Raw genomic sequence first — 12,957 nt, forward strand, 5'->3', positions numbered from 1 at the left:
GTCGGCATCAGCCGGCCGAGCACACCGTCCCGTTCAGGGTGAACGCGGCGGGCAGCACGTTGGGGCCGCTGTAGGAGCCGACGAAGCCCACCGACGTCGTACCGTTGGCGGCGATGGCGGCGTCGCTGGTGACGCGTACGGTCGTGCCGGTCTGCTGCCATGTTGCGTTCCAGCCGCTGCTGACGCTCTGCCAGCCGGTCGGCCAGGTGAACGTCAGCGTCCAGCCCGCCACCGGCGAGGCCGTGTTGTTGGTGATGTCCACCGAGCCGACGAAGCCATTGCCCCAGTCGTTGGTGTCGGCGAAACGCACGGTGCATGCCGACTGCGCCGGGGCCGCCGTCGTGAACGTCAGCGGCAGCGACGACCACGAGGCCGTGCCGCCCGTGTCGCGGGCCACCACGGTCACGGTGTACCGGCGGCCCGGCTCGAGGTTGCGGGCGGTGAAGGAGGTGCCGGTCGTCTCGCCGAGCTGCTCGCTCGCGCCGGCGGTCTGCCGGTACACCTCGTACTTGGCGATCGGGCGCGACCCCGCCCGCGCGGCCGGCCACGAGATCGTCGCGGTGCGGTCGGTGACCGCGCCGGCCACCGGTCGGCCCGGCTGCTGCGGCGGCGCGGCGTCCGTGCGGGCCGGGTGCAAGGTCAGGAGCGTCAGCGAGTACGCCGGGAGCACCTGACCGGAGACGTCACCGGTGCCGCCGGTCTGCACCGCGGCGCCACCGTTGAGGTACGACGAGACGGCCGGGGCGGCGGCGGACGGCGTCCACCCGTGGAACTGCAGGGCCGCGGTGTGCGCCCGGTCCGGATCCTTGTTGACCAGCAGCACGGCGAGATCACCGTTCGCCCGCCGCGACGCGTGCGCGGTCACCAGGGGATTGCCGGTGCCGGCCCGGACCAGCTGGTCACCCGGCCGCGCGAAGTCGGCCACCAGATCCAGCCCGTGGTACGGCGCGAACGGCGTGTTCAGGGCCGGCTCGCACACCGACCCGTCGGCCAGGCAGCCGCCGCTGGACAGCAGCCCGAAGTCGCCGTAATCGGTCTGCCCCGCGACGGTGGAGACGGTGCCGATGCCGTTGTGCACGTTCCACCACTGCACGGTGAACACGCCGTTCTCCAGCAGTCCGCTGTACGCGTCGGCCAGGAACAGGGCGCCCGGCTGCGTGTCCGGGCCCACGCCGACGCTGGTCTCGGTCATGCTGATGCCGATCCGGCCGGCGCCGGGACCCGCGTACCGGTCGATCTGCTCCCGCAGCAGCTGCGCGGCGTCACCGATGTGCTCGGTGCGGCTCAGCGCCTCGGCCGCGGAGCCGCCCCCCGGATACCAGTGCACGTCGACGAAGTCGATCGCGGCTCCGGCCAGCCGCAGCACCGTCTGGTTCCACGTGCCGTCGTCGCCGGCCGCCACGATGCCGTCGGGCCAGTTGCCCGGCATCGTCAGGACCGCGCCGACCTTGATGTCCGGGTCGACCGCCTTCATCGCCCGCGAGTACGCGACCACCTCGGACGCGTACTGGGACGGGCTCTTGTCGGCGTGGTCATCGGCCTCCCACGCGGAGCCGTAGTGCCCGTTGCCGTAGTTCTCGTTGCCGATCGTCCAGTACGTGGCGTCGTACCCCTTGGTGACGTTGGCGTACCGCACCCAGTCGGCGGCTTCCTGAGCCGTCCCGGTCCCGTAGTTGGCGATGATCATCGGCTCGGCACCGGCGCGCTGAGCGCCGGCCATGAACGTGTCGAAGTCGGTCCCCGGCGCGACGTAGCCGCCGGGAGCGGTGTGGTCACGCCAGTGATAGATGTCGGCGTACGAGCCGCCGGGGTAGCGCAGCATCCGGACGCCGGCGTTCTTGAGCAGGTCGGAGACGGCGGGCTTGCCGAGCTCGGCGTCCCAGATCGCGTGGTTGACGCCGATGGCGGTGGTGGGCACGGTGGCGAGCCCGGACCGCACGTCGACATCGACGGTGACGTCGGCGGTGCCGGCAGCGGCTGCCGGCGCGGGCGGGGGGGGGGGGGGCCGGGGGGGGGGGGGGGGGGGGGGGGGGGGGGCCGCGGCGGGGGGCGGGGGGGGGGGCGGGGGGGGCCCCACGGGGGCCATGTGCACAGTGATCTCCCGGAGCTGAGGTCGGGTGTGGGAGCGCTCCCATACTCCGCCGCCCAGAGATCGCTGTCAATGAACCGAGTCAGTAACGCCGCGCGATCCCGGCACGGCCGCCGGACCGGGCACGGCCGCCGGACCGGGCACGGCCGCCGGGCCGGCGCGCGCTCAGAGGTCGACCACCTCCACGGTGACCGCCGCGATGTCCCCCGCCTCGAGCGACTCCGCCTTCCGGATGGCCCGCTTCACCGGCAGCACATACGCCTTCCGCCCCCCATCCGGGAAGATCGACGTGCGCCACGTGCTCCCGCCGATCGTCACGCGCACCCGCAGGGATCCGAACCCGCGGCTCAGCCCACCGGCCCGATCGCGGATCTCCGCGGAGACGTCGACCGGCAGGCTGACGAACGTCCAGCTCTCCACCTTGCGAGCCTCCCAGAGCCACAGCTCCGACTCGAAAACCACTTCCACGGCGGCAGCGTCCCACGCGGGTACGACAAAACCCGGCCTCAGGTCCCCGACAGCCCCATGGCCAGCAACCGCACCGAACCCCGCAGCGCTTCCCTGGGCGCCTCCCGCCAGTCCGGCGTCACCGGCTCGAGCGAGGTGGACAACGGGTACCGCTCGGCGAAGTCCGGGATCACGGCGCGGGTGGCCTCCACCTGGGCGGTCCACTCCTCCACGCCGTTCCGGTCGAGCCTGGCGTACGCGGCGGCGGTTTCCGCTGTGGACCGTACGGTCGCATAGAGCATGGTGACCGCCACAGCTCGCGCCTGCCGCGGCACGTCCCACCGGTCCAGGATCCGCAGCAGCCGTTCGAGCCAGTCCTGTTCGTTGGGGCCCTGACTGGCCTGCGACCACGGCCTCCCGGCGAGCCAGGGGTGCGCGACGTACACCTCGAAGAGCGCCTCCGCCCACGCGCGCAGCCCTTCCGCGAGCCCGGCCTCCGGGTCCTCCCAGGCCGGCATCGCGGAGGCGTGGTCCTGCATCAGCGCGAGCATGTTCTCCTTCGTGCCGACGTACGGGTAGAGCGCCATCGCGGTCCTGCCGGCCACCGCCGCGACCGAGCGGGTGGTCACCGCCGCCAGGCCTTCCCGGTCGGCGATCTCGATGGCGATCCGCAGGATCTCGTCGAGGTCGAGCTGCCGCTGCGGGCCGCGCCTCGGGCCGGGCACGGTCGCGCCCCGGTGCCGCCAGAGCCGGCGGGCATGCGCCTCGGAGGGGTCGCCCATCATACTCCTTACATCGTATAGTGTTTCCATGACGACGGCCCGGCTCCACGACGACGCAGCCCTCGACCTCACCATCCTGGGCGACGGACCAGCGATTCTGCTCCCGGTCAGCACGCGGGTTCCCGACGGCGAGGCCGCGGAACAGATGCGGGCGTGGGGCGCCGACCCCGCGCTCGGCCGCACCTTGGCCACCGCCCTCGCCGATGCCGGCCTGCGGGTCGTCGCGGCTGACTACGAGGGTCATCTCGCCGCCCATCCCCAGCACCACACCCTCACCGCCGCCCAGGTCGCGCAGGGCCTGCTCACCATCGCCGACGCCGCGGGCGCCGAGCGGTTCGCCTACTACGGCTACTCGTGGCTCGCGTTGGCCGGCCTCCAGCTCGCGATCCGCACCGACCGCCTGACCGCGCTGGCCATGGGCGGCTTCCCGCCGCTCGGCGGCCCCTACGAGCCGATGCTGACCGTCACCGAGGCCACCTACCGTATGGCCCTCGCCAACCGCGACGATCCTCCGGCTCCAGCCGCCGACGTGCAGCCGGGCGACTGGGACGCCACCGAGGTCACCCTCAGCCCGGAGCAGGCAGGGCAGTACCTCACCCTCTACGAGTCGCTGCGCGGCTTCGACGAGCTAGCCGCCTTGGACCAGGTCGTGGTGCCGCGGCTCGCCTTCGCCGGCGAGAACGACAACATTCAGTACGGCGAACGCTGGGGCAACGCGTATGTGGGCCTGGCCGACGGGCTGAAGCAGCACCGCGACGAGCTGGCCGCCCGGGGCTGGACCGTCGAGCTCGTCCCCGGCGCCGACCACATCGCGGCGATGCAGGCGCGGACGGTCCTGCCGATCCTCGTGCCCTGGCTGACGGCCCACCTCGCACGCCCCGCCCAGGAGTAGGTGGCCGGTTTCGCGGGTACGACGCACTCGTCATCACGGCTGCCCAGTCGTGGGCCGGCTGATCCTGGAGGAATCGTGAGCACTAGTGAGACCGGCAGGGACGTGATCGATGTCCTCACCAGCGACCACCGCGACGTCACCGCGCTGATCGGCGAGATCTGGACGATCAAGGACCCGATGATCCGGCGGGACCTCACCGACACCGCCATCAGCGAGCTGGTGCGCCACGCCGTCGCCGAGGAGATGTACGTCTACCCGGCCATGAAGAAGTACCTGCCCGACGGCGAGAAGGCCGTGGAGCACGACGTCGAGGAGCACAAGGAGCTCGAGCAGACCATGAAGGCGCTCGAGGACCTCGACGTGTCCAGCGCCGAGTTCGAGACCGCGCTGCGCAAGCTGGAGACGGTGCTGGCCGACCACGTGCAGGACGAGGAGAGCGAGCAGTTCCCGGAGCTGCGCCGGCTGATCCCCGCCGACGAGCTCACCGAACTGGCCGGCAAGGTGGAGACCGCCAAGAAGCTGGCCCCGACCCGGCCGCACCCGGGCGCGCCCAACAACGAGGTGTTCCACAAGCTCGTGGGGCCGGGCGTCGGGCTGGTGGACCGCCTCCGCGACAAGCTGACCGGCCGCGCCACCAAGTAACGCACGGTTCGTGCAGTCGGCCGCATCACCCGCACCGGGGATGCGGCCGATGTCTATGCCGGGACCGGTGGGCGCGGCACCTCGGCGAACGCCGTGGTGCGGAACCAGCCCGGCAGCGCTCGTCGCAGCGTCTCCGGCCCGTCGATCCGCAGGTCGCTCGAGCGCAGCGCCTGCCGCCAGCTGACATCCCCGCGCCACACCTGCGTCAGGCAGCGCAGCCCGGCCGTCACGGTCACCGTCACGGGGTGGCCCGGGTCCGCGTCGCAGACGTCGGCGTCGGCGGCGGCGGCGGTCAGCACCAGCCACCAGTCGCGCAGCCGCGGTGCCGTGCCGGGGAAGCGGAAGTGCACGACCGTACGGCCGGCGGGCAGCGCGGCGTGGTCCACATGGCGGTGCATGTCCCACAGCAGCAGCCGCGGGTCGAGGTCCGCGTCGCCCAGCTCGCCGATCCAGCGCACGCCCCACGCGCCCAGCGCCAGGACGACCGGCTCGAGCTCGCGCCCGGCGGCGGTGAGCAGGTAGTGCACCTCGGTGCCGGCGGGCTCGCGGCGGACGACGCCCGCGGCGACGAGCTGCTGCAGCCGTTTCGACAGCAGCGACGGTGACATCCGCGGCAGCCCGCGCCGCAGGTCGTTGAAGTGGCGGCTGCCTGCCACGAGTTCCCGCACGACGAGCAGCGTCCACCGCTCGTCGAGCACCTCCATGGCCTTCGCGACGGGACAGAACTGCTGGTAGGACGCGCCCATGCCGGTACGGTATGCCGCCCGCACCGCGCGGGCCAGTACAGATCCTGTACTGGTTCGTTGCTCCCCACGGCCCCTACGGTCGGGGCATCACCGCACGCGAGGGGGCACAGACATGACGGCTCGGGCAGTGTGGGCGCTCGGCGACTATCCCACCGTCGCCGCCGAGGTCATCCCGGCCCTCGGGCCGGTGCTGGTCGAGGCGTGCGGCGTCGGGCCGGGGCAGCGGGTGCTCGACGTCGCCGCGGGTACGGGCAACGTCGCGATCCCCGCCGCGCTCGCCGGCGCGGACGTGACCGCGTCCGATCTGACCCCGGAGCTCCTCGCGGCCGGGAGCGCCCAGGCCGAGCGCCGCGGCGTCAAGGTGCGCTGGCAGGAGGCGGACGCGGAGGCGCTGCCGTTCGACGACGGGGAGTTCGACGCCGTGCTGTCGTGCGTGGGCGCCATGTTCGCCCCGCATCACCAGCGCACGGCCGACGAGCTGGTGCGGGTGTGCCGGCCGGGCGGCGTCGTCGGGATGATCAACTGGACACCGGAGGGCTTCATCGGTCAGCTGTTCGCGGCCATGAAGCCGTACGTTCCGCCGGCGCCGCCGTCCGCGCAGCCGCCGCCGCTGTGGGGCGACCCCGGCCACGTCGGCGCGCTGTTCGGCGACCGCCTCACCGACGTCACCGCGCGGCGGGCCGTGCTGCGGGTGGACCGGTTCGGGACGGCGGAGGAGTTCCGCGACTACTTCCGGGCCAACTACGGCCCGACGATCGCGGTGTACCGGGCGGTCGGCGCGGACGGGGAGCGGCGGGCGGCGCTCGACGCGGACCTGGCCGACCTCGCCCGGCGGCACGACGTGGGCGGCGGCGCGATGGAGTGGGAGTACCTGCTGCACACCGGCCGCCGGGTCACGCCACCAGCCACGTCCCGGCCATGAAGATGATCAGGAACACCGCGTGCAGCGCCATCCCGACGACCAGCACCGACCGGTCGACGGCCTCCTTGGCGCCCATGCGGGCCAGCACGAGGAAGATCGCCACGGCCTCCATGGCGTAGCGGGCCGAGGACTGCATGGCTCGCCCGCCGACCTCCGTCGACATCAACATGACGAGGGTCAGGCCGCCCTGGACGACGAGGTACATCTGGTCGCGGCGGAACTTGTACGGACCGGCGACGCACAACACGAGCAGCACCACGGCGACCAGGACCGTACCGGCGTCGAGGGCAGCGCCCAGCGTAGTCGGGGACAGCAGGCTGTGGCCGCCCGGCTGCCGTACGGCGATCAGCCACGCCTCGCCCGGGAACGTGTACCGCCGGCCCCACTGGTCCTGCGCGATGCTGAACGCCAGCGGGCTGCCCAGCTCCACCAGGCAGTAGATGCTGTACGCCACCACGCCCAGCGGCACCAGCGCGATCCCCAGCACGTCCGCCCGGATCCGGCGCAGCCGCCAGCCGTGCTGACGCAGGTACTCGAACGCGAGCGGGGCCATGAGCAGCACGCCGAACAGCCGCGTGGCCGACGACAGCGCCCCGAGCGAACCGGCGAGCCACCAGTGCCCGCGGCGCCCGGCGTACAGGGCACCGACCGCGAGCAGCAGGAACAGCGACTCGTTGTAGCCGATGAACAGGAAGAACCCCATCGGGAACGCGGCCAGGTACCACGCGGCGCGGCGGGCCACCTGGGGGCCGAACTCGTGATCGGCCAGCCGGTACAGCACGGCGATCGCACCGTACGCGGCGGCGTTGGCGACGACGAGGGCGCTGATCAGCGCGCCGCCCGGCAGCACCGCGTCCACGACGTGGATCAGCAGTGGGTAGAGCGGGAAGAACGCCGGGAAGCCGGGGCCGAGGTGATACCCGCTCTCGGCGATGCGTACGTAGTGGCCGGCGTCCCACTTGTTCCACATGAGCAGGACGTGCCACAGGTCCGGGGCCTTGCCGCCGCGCGGCACCCACGCCAGCACGCTGACGAGCAGGTGCACCACGAGGGTGGCCGACCACACGGCGAGGGCGGCGAGGAACGCCGATCGCCAGGGGCTGCGGACCGGCGGCTCGGCAACGTCGGGTATGGCGGGGCTGATGGTCGCCGGCTGGTCAAGCGTGACGGTCAAGGAGCTCACCGGCCGGTGGTCGCGTACGGGCGGGTCCGCTTGGTCACGGCCGAGTCGAAGGTGACCACGTACGCCGGGCGCCCCTGCATCGTGGTGAAGATACGGGCCACGTACTCGCCGAGCAGCCCGAGGCACAGCAGCTGCAACGCGCCGAGGAAGACCAGCGCCACGAACATCGAGGTCCAGCCCGGAACGACATTGCCCCACAGGTACGCCGCGAGCACGGCCGCCCCCATCACGACGCACAGCGCCACCCCCGCGCAGCCCAGCCAGGTCGCGACCCGCAGCGGGGCGGCCGAGAAGCCGGTGATGCTGTCCAGCGCGAGCCGGATCATCTTGGCGAGGGGGTACTTGGACCGGCCGGCGGCGCGCCGCTCCCGGGCGTACGTCACCTCGCCGCTGGGCAGCCCCAGCCAGGGCACGAGCAGGCGGTAGACCGGCCCCTGCTCGGGCAGCTCGGTCAGGGCGTCCACGGCCGTACGGCTGAGCAGCCGGAAGTCCCCCGCATTGTGCGGTACGGACGTCCCCACCACGCGCCGGATGAGCCGGTAGTACATCCCCGCGGTCCAGCGCTTGAACGGGCTGTCGGTGGTGCGGTCGGTCCGGACGCCGTGCACCACGTCGAGGCCCTCGCGCTCGGCGAGGCCCAGCATCTCGGCGATGACCTCCGGCGGGTCCTGCAGGTCGACGTCGATGCTGACCACGTACTGCCCGCGGACCCGTTGCAGCCCCGCGGTGAGCGCGTTCTGGTGCCCGCTGTTGCGGCGCAGCCGGACGACCCGCAGCTGCGGCCACTCGCGGCGCATCTTCTCCAGCACCGCGGGGGTGGCGTCCCGGCTGCCGTCGTCGACGGTGAGCACCTCGTACGTCTCACCGAGCCCGTCCAGCACCGGGCGCAGCCGCTCCGCGAACAGCGGCAGGACGTCCTCCTCGTTGAACACCGGAACAACGACGGACAACCGCGGCATCGGCGTCACGACACTCATCTGGCCCTCCCCTACGTGATCACTACCGGGGAAGAGGTTGGCCCGGGAGCCGGCGAAGCCGGGTCATTTCCCGGCGACGTGGCACATAGGTGGGAGTTGCGGCGGAAAGCCGTCCGAGACATACATCTCACCTTGCCCACGGCTGCAACCTTCGGGGCCGCTCACGCGCTTGTGCGCACCGCATCACCGCAGCGTGATGAGGTTGCCGGTGATGAGTGACGCCGCGTCCGAGGCCAGGTACGCGATCACGCCGGCCACCTCGGCGGGCGTCGCGACGTGGACGTGGGCGGTGCTCCGCTCGACGAAGGCGCGGACCTCGTCGGTCACCCATCCGGTGTCGGTGACGGGCGGGTGCACCACGTTGGCGGTGATGCCCAGCGGGGCCAGCTCCACCGCCGCCGACATCGTGTAGTTGTTCTGCGCCGCCTTCGCCGCCCCGTACGAGACCTCCTGCGGGAAGCCGAGGTCACCGCCGGAGGTGAGCCCGACGATCCGGCCCCACCCGGCGCCGCGGGCGGCGTGCCGGCGGGCGAACTCGGCGATCAGCAGGGCCGGCGCCATGGCGTCGACGGCGAACTGCCGCTGCCAGGTGGACGCGGTGACCGGCTGCAGGGTGCGGCCGTGCTGGTCGACGGTGGCCGGGCTGAACGTGTCCTGTACCCAGCCGGAGGCGTTGTTGACGAGGATGTCGACGGGCCCGAACGCCGCCTCGGCCCGGTCGAAGAGCCGCCGCGCCGCTTCGGGGTCGGTGAGGTCCTCGGCGACCGCTACCGCGTCACCGCCGCGCTCGCGGATGCCCGTCACCACCGCGTCGGCGGTCTGCGCCCGATTTGTTCGGTACGCCGCGGGCACCGCCGGGTCCGGCTCCTCCTCGACCGTCCAGTAGGCGCACACCACCGCCGCGCCCTGGGCCGCCAGCGCCTCCGCCGTCGCCGCGCCGATGCCGTGGTTGGCGCCGGTGACCAGCGCGACATGCCTCATGCGGGGAGTCTGTGCCGCCCCGCCTGCGCCCCGCAACGCGGTTTCCGCGCGAGCGCGTACCGTTTTCCCATGCGTCTTCATGTGGGTTGTGCGATGTGGACACATAAGGCATGGCAGGGCCGTTTCATCCCGCATCCGCTGCCGACCCACGAGAAGCTGCAGGCGTACGCCGGCTGGTGCAACGCGGTCGAGGGCAACACGACGTTCTACGCGACACCCGCGCGGGAGACCGTGCTGTCGTGGGCGCAGCAGACCGGGCCGGATTTCCGGTTCGTGCTGAAGCTGCCGAAGGTGATCACGCACGAGCACCGGCTGGCCGGGGCGGACGAGCCCCTGCGCGTCTTCCTCGACACGATGGAACCGCTCGGCCCGCGCGTCCACGCGTACTGGATCCAGCTTCCCGGCTCCTTCGGACCTCCGGACGTGCCCGCGCTCGCCGCCTTCCTGGCCCGGCTCCCCGCCTCCCACCGGTACGCCGTGGAGGTGCGGCATCCCGCGTTCTTCGACGACCGGCGGGCGACGGCCGAGCTGGAGGAGGTGCTGGCCACGGTCGGCGCCGAGTGGATCCCGTTCGACACCACCGCGTTCTTCCGTACGCCGCCGACCAGCGACGGGGAACGTGACGCCTGGACGAAGAAGCCTCGGGTGTCCCTGCGGACGCGGGCGCTGACCGACCGGCCCATCGTCCGCTACCTCGGGCGCGACGCCGAACAGGAGACGGTCGCGGGCTGGCAGCGCTGGGTGGCGGTCACGGCCGGCTGGCTGCGGGAGGGGCGCTCCCCCACCGTGTTCATCCACACGCCCGACAACGCGGACGCGCCGGCGCTGGCCCGCCGGTTCCACGAGGAGGTGCGGGCCCGCGTACCCGGATTGGAGCCTTTGCCGGAAACCGAACCGCTGACCCTCTTCTGAAAGCTCAGGCCAGGCGGGCGAGCGCGGCGGCGGCCGGGCTGTCCGGCTCCGGCCGGTACGCGATGACGACCTGGCCGTGCGAGCCGTCGACGTGCAGGACGTGCCGGCGCAGCGCGAACCGGCCGGCCACCGGATGCGCGAAGGCCTTCGTCTCGTCGCGGGTCGGGTGCACGTCGTGCCGCGCCCACAGGTCCCGGAACGCCGCGCTGGCCGCGCACAGCTCCTCCACCAACGCGGGCAGCACCGGATCGTCCGAATCCGTGCCGATCGCCGCGCGCAGGGCCGCCACCGACGAGCGGGCCACCGCCGGCCAGTCGGCGTACCGGTCGCGGGTGTCCGGATCGAGGAACACGTCGCGGATGAGATTGCGCCCCGGACGGTGGGCGGGCACGAGGGCCTGCGCGAGCGCGTTGCTCGCCAGCACGTCGAAGTGCCGGCCGCGGACGTACGCCGGCACCCCCGACCAGGCGTCCAGCAGCTCCTGCATGCCGTCGGCCAGCCGCTCCGGCGCGACCGGGACGGGCTCCGGCGCGGCCAGCCGGCGCAGGTGCGCCACGCCGTCCTCGTCGAGCCGCAGCGCCCGGCCGAGCGCGGCGAGCACCTGCGGGGACGGGTTGCGGTCACGACCCTGCTCCAGGCGGACCAGATACGGCTCACTGACCCCGGCGAGCGCGGCCAGCTCGGCGCGGCGCAGGCCCGCGACCCGGCGACGGCCGTTCGTGCGTACGCCGGCCTCCTCGGGCGTGACCAGCGACCGGCGCGCCTTCAGGAACTCACCGAACCGGTTGTCGCCCGCCACGACCGCACTGTAGCTCGGCGGACCGGCTCCTCGAAGGCGCGATGGTGACCGTGACGGGGTACTGGCAGCCCTCGCGGGCCCGGCAGACGATCGAGGCATGACATCTCAGGACTCGAAGGTCTGGTTCATCACCGGCGCGTCCCGCGGCTTCGGCCGGGTGTGGGCCGAGGCGGCACTGGAGCGCGGCGACCGGGTGGTCGCCACCGCCCGTACCGTCGGCAGGCTCGACGATCTCGTCGCCGCGCACCCGGACTCCGCGCTGGCCCTCCCGCTCGACGTCACCGACCGGGCCGCGGCCCTGGCCGCGGTCCAGGAGGCCCACGAACGCTTCGGCAGGCTGGACGTCGTCGTCAACAACGCCGGGTACGGCCTGTTCGGCGCGGCCGAGGAGGTGACGGAGGCCCAGGTCCGCGCCCGATGGAGACGAACTTCCTCGGCGCGGTGTGGGTGACGCAGGCCGCCGTGCCCATCCTGCGCGGCCAGGGCGGCGGGCACATCATCCAGGTGTCGAGCATCGGCGGCGTCGCCGCGTTCCCGCTGCTCGGCATCTACAACGCGAGCAAGTGGGCGCTCGAGGGGTTCAGCGAGGCGCTCGCCCAGGAGGTCGCGCCGGCGGGCGTGCGGGTCACGGTCGTGGAACCCGGGCCGTACGGGACCGACTGGTCCGGCAGCTCCGCGGTGCAGGCCGAGCCGCTGCCCGCGTACGACTCCGTCCGCGAGGCGCGCCGGTCGGCGGCGGCGGGGCGGCAACCGGCCGGCCCCGGGCACACGGCGAAGGCGATGCTCGCGCTCGTGGACCTGCCCGAGCCGCCGCTGCGGTTGTTCCTGGGCACGTACCCGTACCCGGTGGCGGAGAAGGCGTACGCCCAGCGCCTCGACACCTGGCACCAGTGGCGCGACCTGGCCGCCTCAGCCGACGGCTGAGTCCGGCGGATCGGAGTCGGTGATCGGCGGCGGAGCCGTAACTGTCGTAGGCGGCAGGGCCGTCGGGCTGGTGCTGGGCCGGGTCGGCGACGGCGCGGGTGGCGTCGGCGCAGTCGTCGGCGGGGATGTACTCACGACGCTGCCACGCACCCAAACCTGGAGGCTGCTTCCGGCCAAGCGCAGCTGCGTGGAGTTGCACGAGACCACGGCCCCGCTGGAGACCTTGCGTACGGTGATCGTCAGGCTCTTCGTCGTCACGGTGGCGCCGGCGGCATAGCGGCCGGCGTAGACGTCGTCCTCGTCCACCGTGAACGTGCCGATCGTGCTCAGCGGGGTGAACGACACCGTGAGCTTGCCCGTGGTCGTGGAGCACGACACCCCGGTCAGGCCGCTGCCGCGCAGGGGCGACTCCCCCGCGACGACCCAGCGGTGCTTGGCGGTGTCGTAACGCACGACGCCGTACCGGTCCTGCACCGTCACCGTGCCGGCCGCCTCCGGGGCGGTCGGGGACTTCCTCGCGGCCGTCAGCGCGTACGGCAGGCCGGCGGCCACACCGATCCCCACGGCGACCAGAAGCACGGAAGCGTGCCGTCTCATCATCGGACCTCCTTGATGTCCGTCGTGGATTGTCCCCCGTGCGAGCTACCCGGAAGTGTCCACC

General features: G+C 72.9%; 15 protein-coding genes. 6 read left to right on the top strand and 9 right to left on the bottom strand.

All coding sequences use genetic code 11. The features are described 5' to 3' along the window. Nucleotides 1-7 precede the first annotated feature (7 nt). The 3 genes from IT780_RS35970 to IT780_RS35980 all read right to left on the bottom strand — a co-directional run bounded on the left by IT780_RS35970 (nt 8) and on the right by IT780_RS35980 (nt 3,318). Complete coding sequence (locus IT780_RS35970) at nt 8-1,939, bottom strand: cellulose binding domain-containing protein (protein WP_307831550.1); 1,932 nt, start codon at nt 1,937-1,939, stop codon at nt 8-10. Nucleotides 1,940-2,254: 315 nt separating this feature from the next. Further along, the gene (locus tag IT780_RS35975) at nt 2,255-2,557 is read right to left on the bottom strand and encodes a DUF1905 domain-containing protein (protein ID WP_199516323.1); all 303 of its coding nucleotides are present in this window, start codon (nt 2,555-2,557) and stop codon (nt 2,255-2,257) included. 38 nt (nt 2,558-2,595) lie between these two features. After that, nucleotides 2,596-3,318: a TetR/AcrR family transcriptional regulator gene (locus IT780_RS35980; protein ID WP_233414067.1), complete on the bottom strand. Its 723-nt coding sequence runs from the start codon at nt 3,316-3,318 to the stop codon at nt 2,596-2,598. 28 nt (nt 3,319-3,346) lie between these two features. Here IT780_RS35980 and IT780_RS35985 point away from each other — a divergent pair, with 28 nt between their 5' ends. Together IT780_RS35985 and IT780_RS35990 are read left to right on the top strand one after the other, a co-directional pair. Further along, a complete protein-coding gene (locus tag IT780_RS35985) occupies nt 3,347-4,210 on the top strand; it encodes an alpha/beta fold hydrolase (protein ID WP_199516325.1) in 864 nt (287 codons plus the stop codon). 75 nt (nt 4,211-4,285) lie between these two features. After that, nucleotides 4,286-4,852: a hemerythrin domain-containing protein gene (locus IT780_RS35990; protein ID WP_199516326.1), complete on the top strand. Its 567-nt coding sequence runs from the start codon at nt 4,286-4,288 to the stop codon at nt 4,850-4,852. Between the two features lie 53 nt (nt 4,853-4,905). Here IT780_RS35990 and IT780_RS35995 read toward each other — a convergent pair whose 3' ends face one another. Then, entirely contained in the window at nt 4,906-5,598 is a 693-nt protein-coding gene (locus IT780_RS35995; RefSeq protein WP_199516327.1) for a winged helix-turn-helix transcriptional regulator, read from the bottom strand. A 112-nt stretch (nt 5,599-5,710) separates the two neighbouring features. Here IT780_RS35995 and IT780_RS36000 point away from each other — a divergent pair, with 112 nt between their 5' ends. Further along, nucleotides 5,711-6,520, top strand: coding sequence for a class I SAM-dependent methyltransferase (locus IT780_RS36000; RefSeq protein ID WP_199516328.1), 810 nt, complete (start codon nt 5,711-5,713; stop codon nt 6,518-6,520). Here IT780_RS36000 and IT780_RS36005 read toward each other — a convergent pair. From IT780_RS36005 to IT780_RS36015, 3 genes are all read right to left on the bottom strand, one after another. Beyond that, on the bottom strand, nt 6,492-7,694 hold the full coding sequence (locus IT780_RS36005) for a mannosyltransferase family protein (RefSeq protein WP_199516329.1): 1,203 nt from the start codon (nt 7,692-7,694) through the stop codon (nt 6,492-6,494). The two genes, IT780_RS36000 and IT780_RS36005, sit on opposite strands and share 29 nt — an antisense overlap. A gap of 5 nt (nt 7,695-7,699) precedes the next feature. After that, nucleotides 7,700-8,680, bottom strand: coding sequence for a glycosyltransferase family 2 protein (locus IT780_RS36010; RefSeq protein ID WP_233414068.1), 981 nt, complete (start codon nt 8,678-8,680; stop codon nt 7,700-7,702). 183 nt (nt 8,681-8,863) lie between these two features. Continuing rightward, nucleotides 8,864-9,661, bottom strand: a complete 798-nt coding sequence (locus IT780_RS36015; RefSeq protein ID WP_199516330.1) for an SDR family NAD(P)-dependent oxidoreductase — start codon at nt 9,659-9,661, stop codon at nt 8,864-8,866. A gap of 69 nt (nt 9,662-9,730) precedes the next feature. Here IT780_RS36015 and IT780_RS36020 point away from each other — a divergent pair, with 69 nt between their 5' ends. Beyond that, nucleotides 9,731-10,573: a DUF72 domain-containing protein gene (locus tag IT780_RS36020; RefSeq protein WP_504739630.1), complete on the top strand. Its 843-nt coding sequence runs from the start codon at nt 9,731-9,733 to the stop codon at nt 10,571-10,573. A 4-nt stretch (nt 10,574-10,577) separates the two neighbouring features. Here IT780_RS36020 and IT780_RS36025 read toward each other — a convergent pair whose 3' ends face one another. Continuing rightward, entirely contained in the window at nt 10,578-11,372 is a 795-nt protein-coding gene (locus tag IT780_RS36025) for a helix-turn-helix domain-containing protein (protein WP_307831551.1), read from the bottom strand. 97 nt (nt 11,373-11,469) lie between these two features. On the opposite strand from IT780_RS36025, the gene IT780_RS43335 reads away from it, so the two are divergent. Beyond that, nucleotides 11,470-11,823, top strand: a complete 354-nt coding sequence (locus IT780_RS43335) for an SDR family NAD(P)-dependent oxidoreductase (RefSeq protein WP_307831552.1) — start codon at nt 11,470-11,472, stop codon at nt 11,821-11,823. Then, nucleotides 11,790-12,296 (top strand): SDR family NAD(P)-dependent oxidoreductase, encoded by a 507-nt coding sequence (locus IT780_RS43340; protein ID WP_307831553.1) that lies wholly within the window; start codon nt 11,790-11,792, stop codon nt 12,294-12,296. The genes IT780_RS43335 and IT780_RS43340 overlap by 34 nt, the downstream gene beginning before the upstream one ends. Here IT780_RS43340 and IT780_RS36035 read toward each other — a convergent pair. Next, nucleotides 12,282-12,896: a hypothetical protein gene (locus IT780_RS36035; protein ID WP_199516332.1), complete on the bottom strand. Its 615-nt coding sequence runs from the start codon at nt 12,894-12,896 to the stop codon at nt 12,282-12,284. The genes IT780_RS43340 and IT780_RS36035 overlap by 15 nt on opposite strands. Between the last annotated feature and the right edge of the window lie 61 nt (nt 12,897-12,957).

The organism is Nucisporomicrobium flavum, from assembly GCF_016464385.1.
GTDB classification, from domain to species: domain Bacteria; phylum Actinomycetota; class Actinomycetes; order Mycobacteriales; family Micromonosporaceae; genus Actinoplanes; species Actinoplanes flavus_A.